At 64.0% G+C, this 16018-nt stretch carries 16 protein-coding genes; 3 read left to right on the forward strand and 13 right to left on the reverse strand.

All coding sequences use genetic code 11. From position 1 onward, the window contains the following. Positions 1–30: 30 nt before the first annotated feature. The 10 genes from BN69_RS17420 to BN69_RS17465 all read right to left on the reverse strand — a co-directional run bounded on the left by BN69_RS17420 (position 31) and on the right by BN69_RS17465 (position 10569). The gene (locus BN69_RS17420) at positions 31–1233 is read right to left on the reverse strand and encodes a molybdopterin molybdotransferase MoeA (RefSeq protein WP_014892970.1); all 1203 of its coding nucleotides are present in this window, start codon (positions 1231–1233) and stop codon (positions 31–33) included. A gap of 142 nt (positions 1234–1375) precedes the next feature. After that, on the reverse strand, positions 1376–1855 hold the full coding sequence (moaC, locus tag BN69_RS17425; protein ID WP_014892971.1) for a cyclic pyranopterin monophosphate synthase MoaC: 480 nt from the start codon (positions 1853–1855) through the stop codon (positions 1376–1378). A gap of 1 nt (position 1856) precedes the next feature. After that, positions 1857–2696: an indole-3-glycerol phosphate synthase TrpC gene (gene trpC / locus BN69_RS17430; RefSeq protein WP_014892972.1), complete on the reverse strand. Its 840-nt coding sequence runs from the start codon at positions 2694–2696 to the stop codon at positions 1857–1859. Between the two features lie 123 nt (positions 2697–2819). After that, positions 2820–3842 (reverse strand): anthranilate phosphoribosyltransferase, encoded by a 1023-nt coding sequence (gene trpD / locus BN69_RS17435; RefSeq protein WP_014892973.1) that lies wholly within the window; start codon positions 3840–3842, stop codon positions 2820–2822. A gap of 70 nt (positions 3843–3912) precedes the next feature. Then, positions 3913–4527 carry an anthranilate synthase component II gene (locus BN69_RS17440; RefSeq protein ID WP_014892974.1) on the reverse strand — a complete coding sequence of 205 codons (615 nt, stop codon included), beginning with the start codon at positions 4525–4527 and terminating at the stop codon, positions 3913–3915. Positions 4528–4596: 69 nt separating this feature from the next. Then, the gene (locus tag BN69_RS17445) at positions 4597–5709 is read right to left on the reverse strand and encodes a site-2 protease family protein (protein WP_014892975.1); all 1113 of its coding nucleotides are present in this window, start codon (positions 5707–5709) and stop codon (positions 4597–4599) included. A 162-nt stretch (positions 5710–5871) separates the two neighbouring features. Further along, positions 5872–6381 carry a transcriptional regulator LdtR gene (gene ldtR / locus BN69_RS17450; RefSeq protein WP_041927543.1) on the reverse strand — a complete coding sequence of 170 codons (510 nt, stop codon included), beginning with the start codon at positions 6379–6381 and terminating at the stop codon, positions 5872–5874. A gap of 198 nt (positions 6382–6579) precedes the next feature. Then, positions 6580–7086: a DUF6163 family protein gene (locus BN69_RS17455; protein WP_014892977.1), complete on the reverse strand. Its 507-nt coding sequence runs from the start codon at positions 7084–7086 to the stop codon at positions 6580–6582. Positions 7087–7135: 49 nt separating this feature from the next. Then, a complete protein-coding gene (trpE, locus tag BN69_RS17460; RefSeq protein ID WP_014892978.1) occupies positions 7136–8665 on the reverse strand; it encodes an anthranilate synthase component I in 1530 nt (509 codons plus the stop codon). Further along, positions 8662–10569 (reverse strand): peptidylprolyl isomerase, encoded by a 1908-nt coding sequence (locus tag BN69_RS17465; RefSeq protein ID WP_014892979.1) that lies wholly within the window; start codon positions 10567–10569, stop codon positions 8662–8664. The genes trpE and BN69_RS17465 overlap by 4 nt, the downstream gene beginning before the upstream one ends. A gap of 207 nt (positions 10570–10776) precedes the next feature. Between BN69_RS17465 and ppk2 the strand changes: the two genes are divergently transcribed. Further along, positions 10777–11784, forward strand: a complete 1008-nt coding sequence (gene ppk2, locus BN69_RS17470; RefSeq protein ID WP_014892980.1) for a polyphosphate kinase 2 — start codon at positions 10777–10779, stop codon at positions 11782–11784. On the opposite strand, the gene BN69_RS17475 is transcribed toward ppk2, so the two are convergent. Beyond that, the gene (locus BN69_RS17475) at positions 11781–12341 is read right to left on the reverse strand and encodes a hypothetical protein (RefSeq protein WP_014892981.1); all 561 of its coding nucleotides are present in this window, start codon (positions 12339–12341) and stop codon (positions 11781–11783) included. The genes ppk2 and BN69_RS17475 overlap by 4 nt on opposite strands. Positions 12342–12590: 249 nt before the next feature. On the opposite strand from BN69_RS17475, the gene BN69_RS19905 reads away from it, so the two are divergent. Then, complete coding sequence (locus tag BN69_RS19905; RefSeq protein WP_014892982.1) at positions 12591–13004, forward strand: ferritin-like domain-containing protein; 414 nt, start codon at positions 12591–12593, stop codon at positions 13002–13004. Here BN69_RS19905 and BN69_RS17485 read toward each other — a convergent pair. Further along, positions 12935–14149, reverse strand: a complete 1215-nt coding sequence (locus BN69_RS17485) for a glutaredoxin family protein (RefSeq protein ID WP_014892983.1) — start codon at positions 14147–14149, stop codon at positions 12935–12937. The genes BN69_RS19905 and BN69_RS17485 overlap by 70 nt on opposite strands. A 388-nt stretch (positions 14150–14537) precedes the next feature. Here BN69_RS17485 and BN69_RS17490 point away from each other — a divergent pair, with 388 nt between their 5' ends. Continuing rightward, entirely contained in the window at positions 14538–14945 is a 408-nt protein-coding gene (locus tag BN69_RS17490; RefSeq protein ID WP_148277308.1) for a hypothetical protein, read from the forward strand. Between the two features lie 3 nt (positions 14946–14948). Here the strand turns inward: BN69_RS17490 and arsB are convergent, their stop codons facing one another. After that, complete coding sequence (gene arsB, locus BN69_RS17495) at positions 14949–16016, reverse strand: ACR3 family arsenite efflux transporter (protein ID WP_014892986.1); 1068 nt, start codon at positions 16014–16016, stop codon at positions 14949–14951. Positions 16017–16018 lie beyond the last annotated feature (2 nt).

Genomic DNA, 16018 nt, shown 5'->3' on the forward strand with positions numbered 1-16018 from the left:
GCGCCAAAGTCACGGATGCGCGGCGCCGGATCATGGCAGCCGCAGGATGCGGCACGGGTCGCCGTTCGTCAGGGGCGGCGCGCCCGGCTCGCGGATCAGCAGCGCCTGCGATTGCGCCAGTTCGGTGAGCAGCGACGAATCCTGCAGCGGCTGCGGCGTCGCGACGGTCCGGCCATTTTCGTCCACGGCGAGCCGCGCGCGCATATAGTCGCGTCGCCCCTTGTTGGCGGGAAGATCGGCGCCGGCGACGGCCGTCTCGGTTCGGTCGGCGCCGGCGTCCGGATCGCCCTGCAGTGCGCGCAGGAGCGGCGCGAGGAACACCAGAGCGCAGACAAAGGACGCGACCGGATTGCCGGGAAGGCCGAGGATGCGCGCCTCGCCCAGCGCCCCGTAAATCAGGGGCTTGCCCGGCCGCATCGCGATCTTCCAGAAGTCGAGCGACATGCCCTGCCGCGCCAGCGCCGGGCGCAGCAGATCGCGGTCGCCCACCGACGCGCCGCCGAGCGTCACCAGAACGTCGGCGCGCGCCTCGCGGGCAAGGCCAATGCCGCGTTCGAGTGCCGCGAGATCGTCGCGGAAGATGCCGAGGTCGATCACTTCGGCGCCGGCGTCTTCGGCGATGGCGGCGACAGCCAGATTGTTGCAGGAGATGATCTGCGACGGGCCGGGCTCGGCGCCCGGCGGCACGAGTTCGTCGCCCGAAGCGATGATCGCCACGCGCGGGCGCCGCGCGACAGGAATTGCAGCGTGGTTCATCGCCGCCGCGAGCGCGAGTTCGGCCGGGCCAAGGCGCACGCCGGCGGCGAGCGCGACCGCGCCTTCGCGAAAGTCGAGGCCAGCTCCGCGAATATGCGGGCCGGGCGGGGCGCCTGCCGTCAACGCTCCGTCGGCGACGACAGCGTCTTCCTGCAGCAATATCGCGTCGGCGCCCTCGGGGACCGGCGCGCCGGTGAAGATGCGGATGGCTTCGCCCGCCCGGAGCGCCGCTCCATAGCTGTGGCCTGCGGCGCTTTCGCCGACGATGCGCAGCGGCCCGGCGACGAGATCAGCGGCGCGCAGCGCAAAGCCGTCCATGGCCGAGACGGCGACGGGCGGCTGGCTGCGGCGGGCGGCAAGGTCGGCGGCCAGGGTGCGGCCGCGCGCGCGCGCCAGCGGGGTCAATTCTTCGCCAAGCCTTGAAGCCCCAGCGAGCACCCGCGCCAGCGCGTCGGGAACGGAAAGAAGCTTATCCACGCGAAAATCTATCCCCGGTTCGCAACGCGGCGGAAATGAATGCGCAGAGGCTTTCGGCCGCGAGCGCGACGAGCACGAACACTGTCGCAAGCGTCGCGTCAATGTCGACGCCGGGGTAAGCGATGACGCCGCCCAAGTCGATTTATCCGTCGCGTCGCCAGTCCCCGGACTTGCCGCCGCGCTTCTCGACGAGTTCGACGCCTTCGATGCGCATGCCGCGATCCGCGGCCTTCAGCATGTCGTAAATGGTCAGACAGGCGATGGAGACGGCCGTCAGCGCCTCCATCTCGACGCCGGTCCTGCCGGTGACAGAGGCTTCGGCCAGGACGCGCAGGCCCGGCAATGACTCGTCGGGCGTGATCTCGACCGAGACGCTCGACAAGGGAAGAGGATGGCACAGCGGAATGAGGTCGCTCGTCTTCTTGGCCGCCAGAATCCCTGCAACGCGGGCGACGCCGAAAACGTCGCCTTTCTTGGCCTGACCTTCGACGGCGAGACGCAGAGTTTCGCGCGCCATCGCCACATGGCCGCGGGCAAGCGCGACGCGCGACGTCTCGGCCTTCGCCGACACGTCGACCATATGCGCTTCGCCTGACGCGCCGATGTGAGTCAGCGCGCTCATGTCACGCGCCGGCGGGGGACTTATGCGCGCCTGAATTCTGACTGGCCGTCGCGCCTTGCAGGAGTTCGCGCGCAGCCGCTTCGACGTCATGTTTGCGCATCAGGCTCTCGCCGACGAGGAAGGTGAAGATGTGCGATTTTTCGAGGCGCACGCAGTCGTCATGCATCGTGATGCCGCTTTCGGCGACAATGATCCTGTCGCGTGGAATCTTCTCGGCGAGTCTCTCGCTGACTTCGAGCGACACTTTGAAATCGCGCAGATCGCGATTGTTCACGCCGATCAGGCGCGTCTCCAGCGCCAGGGCGCGATCGAGCTCCCGCTCGTCATGCACTTCGACGAGCACGTCCATGCGCAGATCATGCGCGGCCGTGTTCAGCGCCTTCGCTTCGTCATCGTCGACGGCGGCCATGATGATGAGGATGCAATCGGCGCCGTACGCGCGCGCCTCATAGACCTGATAGGGATCGAACATGAAATCCTTGCGGAGCGCCGGCAGAAGCGTCGCTTTTCGCGCGGCTTCGAGATCTTCGAGCCTGCCCTTGAACGAGGGCGCGTCGGTCAGCACGGAAAGACAGGCCGCGCCGCCGGCTTCATAGGCGCGCGCCAATTTCGGCGGATCGAAGTCTGGGCGAATGACTCCCTTGGAGGGGCTCGCCTTCTTGATCTCGGCGATCAGCGCGATCCGACGCTCATTCAGTTTCTGCTCGATCGCATGGACAAAGCCGCGCGGCGGATCATGATCGCGCACGTTGCGCTCGAGCGTCGCGAAGGGCATGCGCACTTTGGCCTCGGAAATCTCGGTGCGCTTATAAGCTTCAATCTTTCTTAGGATGTCGGTCATTTTCTCGCCTACGGCGGGCGGGCCGCGACCGCCATCGCTCGAATTCGTTCCGCCGACTGCCGGCTGCTCATGAATAGCCGATAAACGGGCGCAATCCTATCCCGATCGACAGGCGAAGAGCGATCAGCCGTCTCGATGGGAGCAGCGGATCAGCGCGTCGAGCTTATCCCGCGCCGCGCCGGAATCGAGCGCCGCCTCAGCGAGCGCCGCGCCTTCGCGCACGTTTGCGGCGCGCCCGGCGACGACCAGCGCCACGCCGGCGTTGAGGACCGCGATGTCGCGGTAGGGGTTCTTCGCGCCTTCCAGAACGGCGCGCAGGGCTCTTGCGTTATGCGCCGCGTCGCCGCCGACAAGCGCCTGAATCGTCGCGCGGGGCAATCCGGCCTCCTCCGGCGAAAGGTCAAAGCTGCGGATCTCGCCGTCTTCGAGGGCGACGACATGGGTCACCCCCGTCGTCGTCGCCTCATCCAGCCCATCGCCGCCATGCAGCAGCCAGACGCGCTTTGCGCCGAGTTCCCGAAGCGAACGGGCCAAAGGTTCGAGCCAGTCGCGGGAGAAGACTCCGATCATCTGCCGCTCGACCCGCGCGGGGTTACACAGAGGACCAAGCAAATTGAAGATGGTGCGCACGCCGAGTTCGCGTCTCACCGGCGCGGCGTGGCGCATGGCCGGGTGGTGCGTCGTCGCGGCCATGAAGCAGATTCCGGCGTCTTGAAGCGATGCGGCGGCGGCGGCCGGCGAAACGCCGACCTTGACGCCGAGTTCGCCGAGCACGTCGGAGGAACCCGAAAGCGACGACGCCGCCTTGCCGCCATGTTTGGCGACGATCGCGCCGGCGGCTGCCGCGACGATCGCGGCCAGAGTGGAAATATTGTACGTGCCGGCGCCGTCCCCGCCGGTTCCGACGATGTCGATTGCGCCGGCCGGCGCTTCGACCGGCGTCATCGCTGCGCGCATCGCCTCCGCGGCCCCGATGATCTCGTCGATCGTCTCGCCGCGCAGGCGCAGGCCCATGAGAAAGGCCCCAAGCTGCGCCGGCGTGGCGTCGCCACGAAAAATAAGAGAAAACGCCGCTCGCGCCTCGTCGCGGGCGAGGGGCGCGCCGGAGACCAGCGCGGCGATGTAGGACTTGAAATCCTCGCTCACTGTCGTTCAGCGCCGTTGCGCAAGGGCCGGGGCGTCGGCCGACCGCTGCGGGCGACCCTCGAAGCGGTCCTCACGCGGCCTTCTCGCGCCGCCGGGGCCCCTGGTTCCATTCTCGCGCGAGATCAAGGAAATTTTGTAGAATTTTGTGGCCGTGCTGCGAGGTGATGCTCTCGGGATGGAACTGCACGCCATGCGTTGGCAGCGTCTTATGCGACAGCGCCATGATGAGGCCGTCCGGCGTCTCGGCGGTCACGCGCAAGCAGTCGGGAAGGGTGTCGCGGCTGACGATCAGCGAGTGGTAGCGCGTCGCCTGAAATGGCCCGTCGATGCCGCGAAACACGGCGTCGCCATGGTGGAGAATGGTGGCCATCTTGCCGTGGATCGGCAAGGGCGCCCGAATGACGTCGCCGCCAAACACCTCGCCGATCGACTGATGGCCGAGGCAGACGCCGAAAATCGGCACGGTCTCGGCGGCGGCTGAGATCAGCTCCATGCAGATGCCCGCTTCATGCGGCGTGCAGGGGCCGGGCGACAGCACGATCGCGTCGGGTCCGCCGGCCAGCACTTCGGCGACCGAAACGGCGTCGTTGCGGTGCACGGTGACGTTCGCGCCCAGCTGGCCAAAATAGTGAACCAGGTTGAAGGTGAAGCTGTCGTAGTTGTCTATAAGCGTGACGTTGGACATTGGGCTGCTGTCCAGCCTCCTGGCGCGGGTTTGACCGGTTTTGAGAGTGCAATAGGCCGGGCGGCGGGCTTAAGCAACCGTCGGACGGCTATCGTCCCGCGGCGAGAAGCGCCAGTCCGGCCGAACGTCTTTGATCATCATGATCTCCGCCAGCGACTGACGGGTCAGGAGACCCAAGAACCGCCCCTCCTCGTCGGTGACGCCGACCGTCTCTCCCCCCGTAAGCTTAGGCAGGACGGCGTCGATGCTCTCGCGGCCATCGATCGTCTCAGGCTCCTGGCGAACGAAAGGCGCGATGGGCGCGCCGGGTTCGGAGGCCCGCAAGGCTTCGATGATGTTGGTGCGGGACAGGAAGCCGTTGAGCCGGCGGGAGCCGTCCACGACCGGGAATTCGTCCTGAGAGGTGGCCAGAAGAATGTCCACCGCTTCGCGCACGCTTGCGCCGCGCTCGATCACGGCGATGCGCGTCTCCATGGCGTCGGCGGCTCTCAGGCCGCGCGCCGCCTCGGACATCGACGTCATCTGCGCTTCGCCCGCCGCCGCGATATAGACGAAAATCGCGATGAACAGCAGCAGCGGATTTCCGAACAGCCCGATAAATCCGAGGAGGAACGCGAAACCCTGACCGATCTGCGCGGCGATGCGCGTCGCACGGCCCTTGCCAATCCAGATCGACAGCGCCGCCCGCAGCACGCGGCCGCCGTCCATCGGAAAGGCCGGGATCAAGTTGAACGCCGCAAGAAAGATATTCACCGCCGCCAGACGTTTCAGAAGATTGACGGACGGGTCGCTGATCTGGATTCCGTCGGAAACGTCGACGGCGCCAAGAAACAGGATCAGCGCAGCTGCAATGACGAGATTGACCGCCGGACCCGCGAGCGCGATCAGCAACTCCTGGCGGGGCTTGTCGGGCATCTTTTCCATGTCGGCGACGCCGCCGATCGGCAGCAGCGTGATCACCGGCGAGACGATGCCATAGCGCCGCGCGGTCAATATGTGGCCGAACTCATGCAGCACGACGCAGATAAAGATCGCGACGATGAACAGAACGCTGTCGCGCGCTGCGACGGCGCCGCCGCGCTGGTAGGCCGCAAAGCCGATCCAACCCAGGAGCAGCAGGAACGTGACGTGAATGCGCACGGCGGTCCCCATGAAGGAGCCGATCGTGAGGGACCATCGCATTTGAGCTCCTGCGGTCGTGGTTAACAGCGGGTAAGATAGGACTGAGCGGCGCTTTGCGCTAGAGCGCGGGGATGCGCACGAAAAACGCCGGCGAAGCGGCCCTGGGGCGCTTGCCGGCGAGAGAGAGACTAGGGTTGAGAGACGAGAAGAAGCGAGATCGCGTCAGAGGCGATAGCGGACCTGGTCGGTCCAGAAGCGCTCCAGCCGTGACAGCGACGTATTGAGGGTGCGAAACTCGTCGCAGGAGACGCCGCCGATCTGCTCGACCGTCAGCGCGTGCTTCTCATAAAGCTGCGCAACGATATCGTGAATTTGCTTGCCCTTCGGGGTCAGGCTGATGCGCACTGAACGGCGATCGAGGCGCGAGCGGGCGTGATGCATATAGCCCATCTCGACGAGCTTCTTGACGTTGTATGAAACATTGGAGCCGAGATAATAGCCGCGCGTGCGCAGTTCGCTCGCGGTCAACTCCTTGTCGCCGATGTTGTAAAGCAGCAGCGCCTGCACGGAATTGACGTCGCCAAGATCCCGGCGGTCGAATTCGTCCTTGATGACGTCGAGCAGACGGCGGTGAAGGCGTTCGACGAGCGTAAGCGCTTCGAGATAAACCGGTCGGATATCGCTGGCGCGATCCTCGCGAGCCTGCGGGGCGGTCTTCATCATGGCGCTCATCGTCTTCTCCATCACAGCGGATGCGTCGGGCATCTCTTGATCGGCCTTCGATGAAACCAAATTAGATCGACGCAGATGAAAGGCGGTTTAAACAACAGCCTGAATCCCGCGTTTACCGCGATAGGGCTGTTTGCGGTGAATGATGGATGAACTTAAAGGTTCGATTTACGCTAATGATTGCTCCAACAACCTTGCGGATCAGGAATCTTTTGGCGTTTTCCTGTCAAATCTGCGGCGACGGCGGCGTTCGCGCATGCGCTGCGCCTCAACGTCGCGTCCGGCCTCGAAGGTCAGCCCGAAATACATGGCGATCAGCACGGCGTTGACGCCGATCAGCCAATAGCCGCCGGTGAAGAATCCCGGCATGCTGAGCGTCAGAAAGATCTGCGCGCTGGCGACGAGCAGCCACAACACGCCGCCCCAGGGCGTCGCCAGCCACAGGCCGACGCCGGCGATGAGATCGAGCACGGCGAAGAAAATAACGGCGGAGGCTGCGCTCTGCGGCATGGTTTCAAAGATCGAGCGTTCCGCGGCGAGAATGATCCGCCACTGCATCAAGCCTTGCACGAGCCAAAACAATGCGACGATGCGCATGAAGCGCGAGAGCAGCACGCCCCATTTCGCGGCGTCGCCGCCGTTCGGTTCGCCGACCCGAATTGCGCGGTAGGGATCGTCGCCGTCGTCGTAGATCGTTGGACCGTCCATCAGATGCGACGCCGCCTGTTTCGCCGTCCCTGCGCTTTGGCGGAAATGGCTACTGCCCCCGCCGCGCGCGCGTTGCGAAGCGAACCGCTTCCTCGGCGGCGCGGAAAAGCGCCTTCGCCTTGTTGACGCATTCGCGGTGCTCATAGTCCGGTTCGCTGTCGTAGACGACGCCGGCGCCTGCCTGCACATGCATCTTGCCGTCCTTCACGATCGCCGTGCGCAGCACGATGCAGGTGTCCATTTGGCCGCCGGCGCCGAAATAGCCGATGCAGCCGCCATAGATGCCGCGCTTGTCGGTTTCAAGTTCGTCGATGATCTCCATGGCGCGCACTTTCGGCGCGCCGGAGACGGTGCCGGCAGGAAACCCCGCGGCGAGCGCGTCGATGCAATCGTGGCGCGCATCAAGCTCGCCTTCGACATTGGAGACGATGTGCATCACATGGCTGTAGCGCTCGATCGTGAAACTGTCGGTGACGCGCACCGTGCCGGTCCTCGCGACGCGGCCGACGTCGTTGCGGCCGAGGTCGAGCAGCATCAGATGTTCGGCGCGCTCCTTTTCATCGGCGAGGAGATCCGCCGCCAGACGCTCGTCCTCCGCCTTCACCTCGCTGCGCCAGCGCGTGCCGGCGATCGGGCGAATCGTCACCTTGGCGTCGGCGACGCGCACGAGGATCTCGGGACTCGAACAGACGATCTGGAATTCGCCGAAATCGAGAAAGCATAAAAAGGGCGCCGGGTTCACGCGGCGCAATGCACGATAGAGCGCAAAGGCCGGCAAAGCGAAAGGCGCGGTGAACCGCTGCGACAGCACGACCTGAAAGATGTCGCCGGCGCGAATATATTCCTTGGCGCGCTCGACCATTTCGAGAAAACGCGCTTGCGGCGTATTCGAAACCGGCTCCTGAGCGAGGAGCTGCACATCTACCCCGCCGTCGCGGTGCTCCAGCGGCGCCTCCAGCGTCGCGACGACCTTGTCGAGGCGCGCGAGCGCCGCTTCATACGCCGCTTTCGCCGCAACGCCGGCCTTTGGCCGAGCGGGCGTGACAATGGAGATTTCGTCGCGCACCGTATCGAAGACGATCATGACCGTCGGACGCACGAAAAGCGCGTCAGGCGCGCCGATCCTGTCCTCCTTGGCCGGCGCGAGGCGCTCCATCTGGCGCACCATGTCATAGCCGAGATAGCCGAAGACTCCCGCCGCCATCGGCGGCAGCCGCACGGCCTGTGGCACGGCGGACTCGGCGATGAGCTGACGCAGGGCGACGAGCGGCGCCGCCTCGCAGGGCGTAAAGACGCTCGAGTCGTCGAGCGCGGCGCGGTTGATGTCCGCTCGATCGCCGATGACGCGAAAAATCACGTCCGGGTCGAGGCCGATCATCGAGTAGCGGCCGCGAGCGGCGCCGCCTTCGACGGATTCGAGCAGAAAGGCGGCGCCGCGCCGATCGCGCGTGAGCTTGAGATAGGCGGAGACCGGCGTTTCGAGATCGGCGATCAACCGGGTCACGACCAGCTGCGGCCGATCGGCGTCGTATTCGGCGCCGAAGGCGTCGACGTCGGGCTCGAACAGCGCGCCGCTCACTTGTCGCGTTCCGCTCCGCTCGCGGCTTCCAAGGCCTTCTGGTTGATATCGACGCCGAGCGCCTTCTCGAGGCCGCCGACATATTGCTCCAGCAGGTCGTTCTGAAATGCAGGCTTCAGTTGCTCGGCGATCGTCTTCGCTTCGATCGAGTTCGGGTCGAATACGGGAGTCGTCGAGTCGCGGACGAAAAACACCAGCCGGCCATTGTCGACGACGACGGAGCCGGCGTTGCGCGGCGCCACATCGAAGAATCGGACGATGACGTTGGTGTTGAAGTCGGGACGCGCCTCGCGCTTCACCTCATTGGCGCGCTGGGTCTGAACGCCCAGCTCCTTGGCGATCTCTTCGATCGGCCGGCCCGCGTTCAGCTTGGCGACGATTTCGTCGGCCTTGGCGGCGAGCGCCTTTTGCGCCGCGTCGCTGCGCATGGCGTCGGCCACGGCCGGCTTCACCTCTTCGAACGTCTTCTGCCGGGCGGGTTCGATGCCGTTAACCTCGTACCAGACATAGCCGCCGTCACGCGTCGCGACGGTGTCGTTGTCGACGCCGATATCCGATGCGAAGGCCGCTTTCACGAGGTCCGGACCGGCAGGAAGGCCGGCGATCGGCTTGCCGCTGCGGTCATTGCCCGCATCGTCGACGCCGTCATAGACCTGCGTCTCCAGCCCCACGGCCTTTGCCGATTCGGCGAGCGTCTTGCCGGCGGCGCGTTGATCCTCGATGGCCTCATGGAGCCGGCGCACTTCAGGCATGGCGCTCTGCGCGGCGATTTCCGCGCGCAGTTCCGGCTCGGCCTGCTCGAAAGTCTTGTTGTAGACCGCCGGGGTGATGCTCTTCACCTGGGACACGACGGCGCCGAAGGCGGTGTGAACCGGCTCGGTCAGCCCCGGCCCGGCGAGCGCGAATACGGCCGCGCCGACCTTGGGATCGCCGAAGTCGCGCTGCTCGACAAGGCCGAGGTTGACGTCTTTGGGATTAAGTTTGAGCTCGGCCGCCATTGCGTCGATGTCCGCGCCGGCTTTGAGCTTGGCGAGCGCGGCTTCGGCTTCCGTGTCGGTCTTGAACACGATCTGCCGCACGTCACGCTTTTCCGGGGTTCCGTAGCGTTTCGATTTGACCTCGTCGTAAAGCTTGCGCACCTGCTCGGCAGGCGCGCTCTCCGGCTTCCCGACCGTAGAAGGGCTGACGACCAGCGCCGTCAGCTTGCGGTATTCCTTGGCGCGGAAGGTCTGCTCGCGTTCGTCGAAGTATTTTTTCAGTTCTTCGTCGGATGGCGTCGCCGCGGCGCCGACCAGCGACGGCGGCAGAATGACGTAGTCGATCGTCCGCGATTCATTGCGGAAACGATAAATCGCTTCGACCATCAACTTGGGCGGCTCGACTCCGGCGACGGCGATGTCGGTGATCATCTTGCGCAGGTAAGCGTTCTTCTGATCCGCGACGAAGCCGCGCTCGGTGTAGCCGGAGTCATTGGCGATCTGCTTGAACCGCGCGGCGTCGAATTTGCCGTCGGGGCCTTGAAACACCTTTTCAGACGCGAGCAGTCGCTGGGTGGTCTCGTCGCTCGCGGCCAATCCGAGCTGCCGCGCCTTTTGGTCGAGCGCGACCTCGGTGATCAGGCGCTCCAGGATCTGCAGATCCAGTCCTGACTGATGGGCTTCCTCATTGGTGATCGCGCGCCGCATCCGCTGCTGAATGCGGCGGAGCTCGTTTTGATAGGCGCTGCGATAGGTCTCGACCGTGACTTCGCCGCTGCCGACGCGGGCGAGCCGCTGGGCCGTCATGCCGCGAAACACGTCGCCAACGCCCCAGATCGAAAAACTGATGACGATGACGCCCATGACCAGCGCCATGATGGAGCGGCCGATCCAGTTCTGCGAGGCGACGCGCAGGCCTTCTAGCATGGGTATTGCTTCCTTGGGTGCGTTGGATCCGGCTTCGGCGGCGGACTATAGGGAGGGGGCGGGCGCGTGGCAATGCGCTCCGCACAGAACCCCGACGCCCCGAAATGCGCTATTGCCCCGTGTTTCGAATGCTTGCAGTCTCCCCGGACCAGAAATCGCGCCTGAGCAGTTCCAATACGGAACGCGCGCCGAAAACCGGAGCCGATAATGGATGAAACCGTCAACGCGGCCGCTGAAAAGGGCGTGAAGGCCCCAGCTCGCAACGTCGAGGCTGAGCCCGGAGACGTTCAAGCGGCCGAGCGCGCGACGCACGCCCATGCGCCGCATCAGGACGTGCGCCGCCTGCGGACGGACGCCGAGGCGGTCCGGAAGGCGTTTGAGTCAGGAGAATTTCCCTACAAAACCCGCCTGAGCGAGAAGGTCTACCTGCGGCATATGGAGCTCCTGCAGGTGGAGCTCCTCAAAGCGCAAAATTGGGTGAAGGAGACCGGTCAGCGCATCGTCTTGCTGTTCGAGGGGCGCGACGCCGCCGGCAAGGGCGGCACCATCAAGCGCTTTATGGAGCATCTCAATCCGCGCGGGGCGCGGGTCGTCGCCTTGGAAAAGCCGTCCGAGCGCGAGCGCAGCCAGTGGTATTTCCAGCGCTACATCCAGCACCTGCCGGCGGCCGGCGAGATCGTGTTCTTCGACCGCTCCTGGTACAATCGCGCCGGCGTCGAGCGGGTGATGAATTTCTGCACCCCGAACGAATATCTCGACTTCATGCGCCAATGCCCCGATCTTGAACGCATGTTCGTCAATTCCGGCGTCCGCCTCTTCAAATATTGGTTCTCGGTGACGCGCGAGGAGCAGCAGCGCCGCTTCCGCTCGCGCATGAACGATCCCTTGAAGCAGTGGAAACTCTCGCCGATCGATCGCGCGTCGATGGACAAATGGGACGATTACACCGAGGCGAAGGAGGCGATGTTCTTCTTCTCCGACACGGCCGATGCGCCGTGGATCGTCATCAAATCGGACGACAAAAAGCGCGCGCGGCTTAATTGCATGCAGCACTTTTTATCGTGTCTCGATTATCCGAATAAAGATCATAGCGTCGTCCACGGACCCGATCCGCTTATCGTCGGCGCCAGCGCACATGTCATCGGCCGCGACGAGCACATTCTGGGCAAGTCGCTTGCGATGGATATCGAGAAGAAGCGCAAGCGTTCCCGCTAGGGCTTTACCGTATGGGCGTGGACATCGCGCCCGGAATGGCGCGCCAAGATCTCCTTCGCCTTACGTTCGCGCTCGGCGTCCCAGGTCCGCACCCAAAGGAGCAGTCCGCCATGGCGAAGTTGTTCTTCGAGATGTTTCGCGTGATGTTCGCCGATCAGCCTGGCCAACGCCGCGCCGAGCACGCCGGCGCTTCCTCCCGCCAGCAGCGCGCCTGTGATCACCGTGGCCAGGGCGCCGCCTGACGCGAATATGGCGCTGATCGCCGCGCCGGCGCCGACATACACCAGCCCGCCGATCACGCCGCCTTCCGCATCGCCGATCGATTCCACCGAGACGTAATGCGTCCGCGGCGCGGCCTCCTCGTCTTCAAGCTCGGTGACCTTCTTGTATTTATGACCGAGCTTCTCATCGACGGCCCTCTCGCTTGCGAGCAGACTGATCTCAGCGCGATCGAACCCCGACGACATCAGATCGTCGATGGCCTCTTGGAGCGCGTCAGCGTCGTTGAAGACGCCAACGACCTCACGCGTCTGACTCCGTTCGTCTTCGATCGTCATTGACGCGTCTCCTTGAAAGAAGGGTTGGCCGGCGAGCGCAAACCGCGCCGTATCTCTTGGATGCCGTATCTCTTGGATAAGGGGCCGGGCTCGCGGAACTTCAAGCGCGCGGCTGGCCGATTGCGGCGAGCGCCGCGTGGCGAATCGACGCTCCGCCACGCGGCCGTCGCTACTAGTTGTCGCGCCTTCTTGGTCTTGAAACTCATGGCCGCCATTTGAATTGCAGCCCACTAAGTTGGAGAAGACGGCATGTCAGTCGACGAAAAGACGATCGGAGCGCTGCGCGAGGCGCTCGACGATGAGTACAAGGCTCGCGCAACCTATCAAAGCGTGATCGACCGATTTGGGCCGGTCAGACCCTTTGTGAATATCATCGAAGCCGAAGAGCGCCACGCCAACGCGCTTCTCCGTCTTTTTGAACGCTTCGGCATCGAGCCGCCGAAGGATAGATGGGCGGGTCTGGTCCCGGCGCCCTCGAGTCTCGCCGAAGCGTGCGAAGCGGGAGTCGAGGCGGAGATCGAGAACGCCGCGATGTATGCGCGGCTTTTGGCGCAAGTCAGCGACGCGCGAGTTCGCGACGTCTTAACGCGGCTTCAACAGGCTTCGCAACAGCGCCACCTCCCCGCGTTCCGACGCTGTGCGGAGCGTCGATGCGGCGTTTGAGCGCTCTCTTCCTTGCGTTGCTGTTGCACGGGGTCTTCGCCGCTATCGCCACGGCCCCGCTCGATCATGCGGCTGATGGCGGCGTAGCGGGTATTGACAATCTTCTGCACGGCGAAGGCCGCCAAACCGAAGATGACGAGATCGTCCAGCATGAAAAAGGCGACATAGAGCCCGATGTAGGCGTAGTGAAGAGCGATCGGCAGATCAGTTAACGCAAGCAAGTGCGTGTAGATCGCCGGCAATGCTGCAGAGCAGACGAATTCGATCGCATTCACCGCGAAGGCGAGCGCAATCACCATGACGAGGCTGGCGATCCCTACGGGCGCGGCGACGATCTTACGCCCCCATCGCATCGTGCGCTGGCGCTGCTCCAGGTCGCCCACGTCGCAGACGACCTCTCCGCGCGCCGCCGCGACGCTGATCAGATGGTCGAGCCCGAAACCGATGGCCGTCAGCGCGATGAGTTGCGTGAGCGGACGAATATATCCAATAAAAAGAAAAGTGTTCAGCCACACGGTCATGAACAGGAAGTACAGGACTCCTGAAGCGAGCACGAATGTGCCCACCAGCCACCAGATCTTTCGTCGATCCTGAATATTCACGATGAGAGATATCAGGTAGATCAGCACCCACATGGCGCACGGATTGAAGCCGTCCGACAAACCCATGAGCGCTGTCAGCGCGAGAAGGGAATGATGCGTCGGATCGATTTCGCCGATGAGAGGAATGATGATTTTCGACTCGGCGGCGCGCCGCGCGACAGTTTCCTGGCCGGAAAGCAGCGCGAGAATGTCGCGCCCGGTCGTTTGCGCCGAGTCAAAGCCGATGACATAGCGCGACCCGCGCACGAAGAGGGGAACGGCTGGGTTTTCTATGCCGTAGTGCTTCACGACTCTACGAAAGAGCGCCTCGCTCGACGGCTTCGAAATGTCATGTAGCGCGTAAGCAATTTTGCGCCGCTGTTTGAGAAACTCGATGGCTTCATGGCAATGCGGACAGTCGGGGGAGAAAAAGACATGCAGCTGGCCGTCCTCGCGCCAGTCGATCTGCGCGGGCGGCGGGCTGGCCGGCGCCGCAAACTGCAGCCAAGCGAAAGCAAGTCCAAGAAGAACGACGAGCGCGATGCGAAATGGAGGGAGTTTCAACCTTCGCTCCTTTGCAAAAGCGGGAAAGCAAATTTGGCGGCTCTCGAGACGGATCCGCCGTGTCCGTCAGGCGCCGAACGTGGCGCGCGCCGTGGATCTCGACATATCGCTGGGCTCAAGGCGCTAGGGCGCAACGCCGTCTCGCCAAGCGCAATCTACAAAAATTTTTAACCATAAAGTTAAGGCCCTGCTTGCACTACAGATATCGCTTGTTTAAAAAAGGAACGCTGAAGCTGGAAGAGGCGCGGTTATAGCCCTTCCCCTTCCAAATGGGCCCGAGACATGCGCTCGGTCGACTGAGCCCTGACAGCAGTGGGCGGCGCGGCCGCCCCTTACGAGCGCCCCAAAAGGAAATCCTATGCTGCGATCTCTTGGTCTTGCAGGAACGATGACGCTTGTACTTTTGACTGCGCCCGCGAATGCTTTCGATGTCATGGCCCCGGATTATGGCGGACGCGTGGAGCAATATGAAGCCAGGCTTGCGCGGGCGCGCGCTCGGGGCGAGCCGATCCGGATTGGCCCGACCGAATGCGATTCCTCATGCACGCTTTACCTGGCGAATCCTCAGTCCTGTGTCTCCGAAGGCGCGGTTTTCGGCTTCCATGCGCCCTGGTTTGGCGGGCCCGAGGGGGGCGTCGTCGATCCGCGCATGACCGCGGTCTTCGCCGCGCATTATAAGCCCCGGCTGCGCCAGGCCTTCATGGCGCATGTGCGACGCCACGGCAATCAAGCTCCGGCGCCCATGATGCGCATCACCGGCCGCCAGCTTGCGGCGTATGGCTATCGCCTCTGCTGATCTTTAGGGCAGATCGATGGGCGCGGAGATTCGATCGGCCGATCGAAGCGCTCCGCGCTCATACCAGCCCTTGCTCCGATTGACGATCCAGACGACGCTCAGCATCACTGGAACTTCGATCAGCACGCCGACAACGGTGGCGAGCGCCGCGCCAGAGTCAAAGCCGAACAGGCTGATGGCCGCCGCGACCGCCAGTTCGAAGAAATTGCTCGCCCCGATCAGCGCCGAAGGGCCGGCGACGCAATGCGCCTCTCCCGCCGCGCGATTGAGCAGATAGGCGAGTCCGGCGTTGAAATAGACCTGGATCAGTATCGGCGCCGCGAGCATGGCGATGATCGCGGGTTGCCGGATGATCTGTTCCCCCTGAAAACCAAAGAGCAGAACGAGCGTCGCGAGCAGCGCGATGAGCGACGCCGGGCCGATCTGCGCGAGCGTCCTGGCGAGACCCTTTTCGCCGCTCGCCGCGAGCAGCCGTTTGCGGGCGAATTGGGCGACGATCACCGGAACGAGGATGTAGAGGACCACCGAGAGAAACAGCGTGTCCCAGGGCACGACGATCGAGGACAGTCCAAGCAGCAACCCGACGATGGGCGCGAAAGCGACGATCATGATCGCGTCATTGAGCGCGACCTGGCTCAGCGTGAAATGTGGCTCGCCCTTGGTGAGATTCGACCACACGAACACCATGGCGGTGCAAGGGGCCGCCGCGAGCAGGATCAGGCCCGCGATATAGGAGTCGATCTGGTCCGCCGGCAAATAGGGTCGAAACAGATAGCCGATGAAAATCCATCCGAGCAGCGCCATGGAAAAGGGTTTTATCGCCCAGTTGACGGCGAGCGTGACGCCGATCCCGCGCCAGTGACGCCCGACTTCCGCAAGCGCGGCGAAGTCGATCTTCATCAGCATCGGCGTGATCATCAGCCAGATGAGCGCCGCGACGGGCAAATTGACCTTCGCGACCTCCATCGCGCCAATGGCGTGGAACACGCCCGGCAGAAAATGCCCAAGCGCGACGCCGGCGACGATGCAGAGCGCCACCCAGAGCGAGAGATAGCGTTCGAAGATGGTCATGA

The sequence above is a fragment of the Methylocystis sp. SC2 genome (genome assembly GCF_000304315.1).
In the GTDB taxonomy this organism is placed as follows: domain Bacteria; phylum Pseudomonadota; class Alphaproteobacteria; order Rhizobiales; family Beijerinckiaceae; genus Methylocystis.